1 protein-coding gene and 1 pseudogene are annotated in these 4,085 nt (G+C 47.5%); one reads left to right on the forward strand and one right to left on the reverse strand.

Annotation, left to right across the window (positions count from 1 at the left end; all coding sequences use genetic code 11):
- A partial coding sequence (locus tag K5677_RS04275; RefSeq protein WP_296725073.1) for an endo-1,4-beta-xylanase occupies positions 1-3,093 on the reverse strand: 3,093 nt, incomplete at its 3' end.
- 569 nt (positions 3,094-3,662) lie between these two features.
- On the opposite strand from K5677_RS04275, the pseudogene K5677_RS04280 reads away from it, so the two are divergent.
- Positions 3,663-4,085 (forward strand): annotated as a pseudogene (locus K5677_RS04280) (alpha-xylosidase); the annotation flags it as partial.

Consider the following 4,085-nt stretch of genomic DNA (forward strand, 5'->3'; position numbering starts at 1 on the left):
GAGGTAAGGTGTGCCGGGATCAATAGGAGTACCTACGATCGAGATCATGTCGCTGCCAAGCTTAGCGATACGTCCCTGCTTTGTATTAGCAGCCTGTCCGTCGGGAACACCGCCGCCGTATGCGATGATACCTGTATCTGTATCAGGATCATAGTAAACGCCGGGATCGAAGAGCCATGTTACGTTGCTGTTAGGTGTGTTTCTGGAAATGAGCTCATGTCCGAGAGGATCCTTTACATTCTTGGTGAATGTCGGGTCATCAGCTGTGATAACACCGATACCTGAACCGTTGTTTGCAAAGTAAAGGAAGAACTTATCCTGTCCGTTGATTGTTTTCCATGCTGCATCGGGAGCCCATGCGTTGTTAGCCCATCTTGCAATAGGTGTGCCGTTTACTCTTGTCTTTGCAACAGGGATCTGACCGTGGTCTGTCCAGTTTACAAGGTCTGCTGTTGATAAGCAGTTGATATAGCCTGAAGAATAATCGTTTTCAATAAGCTGACCATTCTTGTATGCGAATTCATCAGCTGTTGTGTAAACGTAAAGTCTGCCGTCATATACCATCCAGCCTGGGTCTGCGCCGAAACGCTGAGTATAGATCGGGTTGTTCTCGCTTTCCTTCTTGAAGCTTTCTGCCAGTGAAACGCCGCTGAACTTAGCCTCGTACTGTGAAACATCAAGTGTGGGGACTGCGGGTTTGTTTACGGGAAATTCCTTGATCTTGCCAAGAATGAATTCCTGGAGACAAACGAGGTCTGTTACGTCAAATTCCTTGCTCTGGTCAACGTCTGCTGCTTTCTGAGTCATTGAATCTGTGAAGCCGCCCTTGATGAGTCCCTTTCTTGCGGTTATCATATCAAGTGAGTCGATCTTCTCATCGAAGTTGAGGTCGCCAAGTGTGACCTTGCGTACCTTTGGCTGACCTGCGCCGTCGATGCTTGTGCCTGAAGGAGCGCCTATAGCCTCGTCGATGAAGAAATCAACGTATTCGTTCTCATCTGTTGTTTCAACATAGATCTGGAAGTTTGATCCGCCTGCAGGAAGAGTATAGCTTGTATTTGCCAGCTGTACCCATTCACCCTTCGGAGCGGAAGCAAGTGCGATCTGATCGTAGTTTGCTGTGCCCGAAGCGTCGTCATACTGGAGAGTGAACTTGAACTCGGTAGTATCTCCGCCTTCATTGGTCATAGCGTTTACCGAGAAGCTGTATGTCTCGCCTGCCTCGAATGCTCTTGAGTCGAGTGAGATGGCAGCGCCGTTCCATGAATTTGTTCTGCCGCTTACATAGAGTGACTTGCTGCCTGAGTATTTGGCGGAGCTGCTTGTATCGACAGAAGCAGCGCCTCTGCCTGACCAGCTGTCGGTACCGCTCTCGAATGTGCTGTGGAACCAGTAGCCGTCGTCGTCAACCTTTGCAGGCTCAACGGGCTTTGGAGTAAATCCGCTGCTTCCGGGACCTGTGTAAGGCTTGCCTTCGCCCCACTCGCTGTCGGGAACGAGGCTTGTAAGAGCTGTATAAGCAGCCTTTGGCTGGTTGCTTGCGTCATAGAGAAGGCCGTTGCTTCCCGAGCTGAGCCATGAGTTTGCGTCATTAGGACCCCAGATCTGAACAAGGGTTACCTTGTTGTCGTGACCCGCGCTGTTCCACTGCATAGCGTGCTGGAAGATAGCCTTGTACTTGTTTGCCTGATCCTGATATGAGTACTTTCCGTTCTCAACGCTGATATCGAGCTCTGTAACCTGAACGTCGATACCGAGATTGAGGTAATCGTCCATAGCCTTGAGGTAAGAATTCGTATCGCCCCACGCATTGCTTGCAGCAGCATTTACGTGTGACTGCATTCCCATACCGTCAAGAACTCCCTTAGCCTTGAGAGGCTTGAGGATAGAGTTGATTATACTGTTTTTCTTGCCGTCGGCAAACTCGTTATAGTCGTTGTAGAAGAGCTTACAGGTGGAAGGAGCGTACTTTCTTGCGTAGGTGAAGGCCTCCTCGATGAAGCCGTTGCCGCCGTATACCTGTACCCACGGTGAATTTCCGTTGCCGTAGCCGCCGCCTCTCGGACCGCCGTTGCCTGCATCGGAGATACACTCGTTGCATACGTCGTATGCATAGAGGTCAAGGTCGGGATACTGTGTTGCGAATGCCTCGAACATATGCTGGATATAGCTTTCCATACGCTTGCTCATGGTGCTCTTGTCTACCCAGCTTCCGTTCTGCTGGAAGTTGCTCTTGAAGAACCACTCGGGGGTCTGGCTGTGCCATACAAGGGTATGTCCTCTGAATGCGATATTGTTCTTTACGCAGAAATCGCAGATAGCAGCACAGCTGCTGAGGGATACCTTTATGTTTGTATCCGATGAACCGCTCTGTACCAGAGTTGCATCGGGCTTTGTCTCGTTCTCGCACTCCACAGCGTTGTGATCCTTGAGGATGATGCCCTGGATACCGCTGTTGCTGATAGTTCCTCTGTTGAAGATATTGCCTACGCGGAAATAGCTTGCGAACTCGTCCTTGAGACCCTTGCCTGAGGGAGCAGCGTGTGCTTCCTGAGCTTCCTTGTCGCCTGTGATGAGGAATTCATCAAAAAGGAAGTCGTTTGTGGAATCATTGGTGATGCTGAGCTTGAACTCATAGCTGTCCTTGGGAGCCGTGTAGCTGCCCTTGAGTTCTGTCCACTCACCTGCGGCTGCATTCTTGGAATCGAGTTTTACAGTTGTTTCCCTGCCTGTTTTCTCGTCGATGACAAGAAGTGAAAAATTGAATTTTTCAGCTGTTTCGCTGTAGACCTTAACGCTGTAGGTATATTTGTCTCCGCCAAAGAGATAGAGTCCCTTTGATGAAGCTGCGCCCTGTGAAGCTGAGTTTCGTCCTGTGACCTTCATGCCTCGTGAAGTGCCGAAGCCCTCTCCCAGCTGAGCGGTTACTTCAACATTATCCCCTTCGCCGTACCAGCCCTCGTAGTTGCGCTCGAAGTCGTTATAAACGATCTCAGCAGCATAGGTGCGCGAAACTACGTCAGGCAAGACTGTAATCACTCCTGAAAGGCAGCTTGCAGCCGTAAGGCCTGCAACTATCTTTTTTACTTTCATACATTCTCCTCCTCGTAAAAAGTGTATATTTTTCGTTCAACGTAATGATATTATTTATATCATTTCATGCTGTTACAAGTATTTTACTATATTTGTACTGATAAATTCAACCCCAAAAACAATGATTAGGTGTACAAAATGCAGATGTATCTAAAAAATATAGAAATTAAAACATTTTAGGTTTAGAATTTGGTATTTTCCGCACAAAAGTGCTATTATTCAAAACGAATAATAATATGCACAATATGTTATAATCAGCTGATTTGATAGAGTGGTTTCAGAATACGGGACTGTCAGGCTGCTCAATTTGTATTTACAATTCTATGCATTGTGCCGATTTGTTAAAACAGCATCAAATATTTACAGGTCGGAATAATTAAAACAAATATTACTATTATAATTGTATTATTCGGAATATGCACCTTCGGTTTAAGATTTTATGAATAGCATCATCTGCTTCGATTATCTATTGCAAACTTTCGGAAAAGATGTTATTATTAAGATATAAGTCAAGACAATGTACGGCTGCGCGAAAAGTTGTACGTACAAATCAAGGGGAGAATACATTTATGAAAGTATCAGATGGTTTCTGGATGAACAAGAAGGGCTATAATGTACACTGGGCTTCGCAGATATACGAGACGGAGGCGGACGAGCGGTCGGTGACGGTATGGGCTACGCCTTATCATGTCTCAAACAGGGGGATGACACTCGGCGGCCCTGTGCTGACCGTGACCTTTACATCTGTCCTCGAAAACAGCATAAAGGTAAGTATAGAGCATTTCAGGGGAGCTGCCCGCAAAAAGCCCTCCTTCGTACTTAATGTGGACAAGGGCTTCCGCCCAGCCATAAACAGGCTTCCCGACGGCGGCTGGGAGCTTATATCGGGCAGGACTTCCGTCCGTATCGGCTGTGAGAAAGGGAAATGGGACATATCCTATTACTTTGACGGCAAACTGCTGACAAGCTCGGGCTGGCGGACTACCTCAATT

The sequence above is a fragment of the Ruminococcus sp. genome, assembly GCF_024684275.1.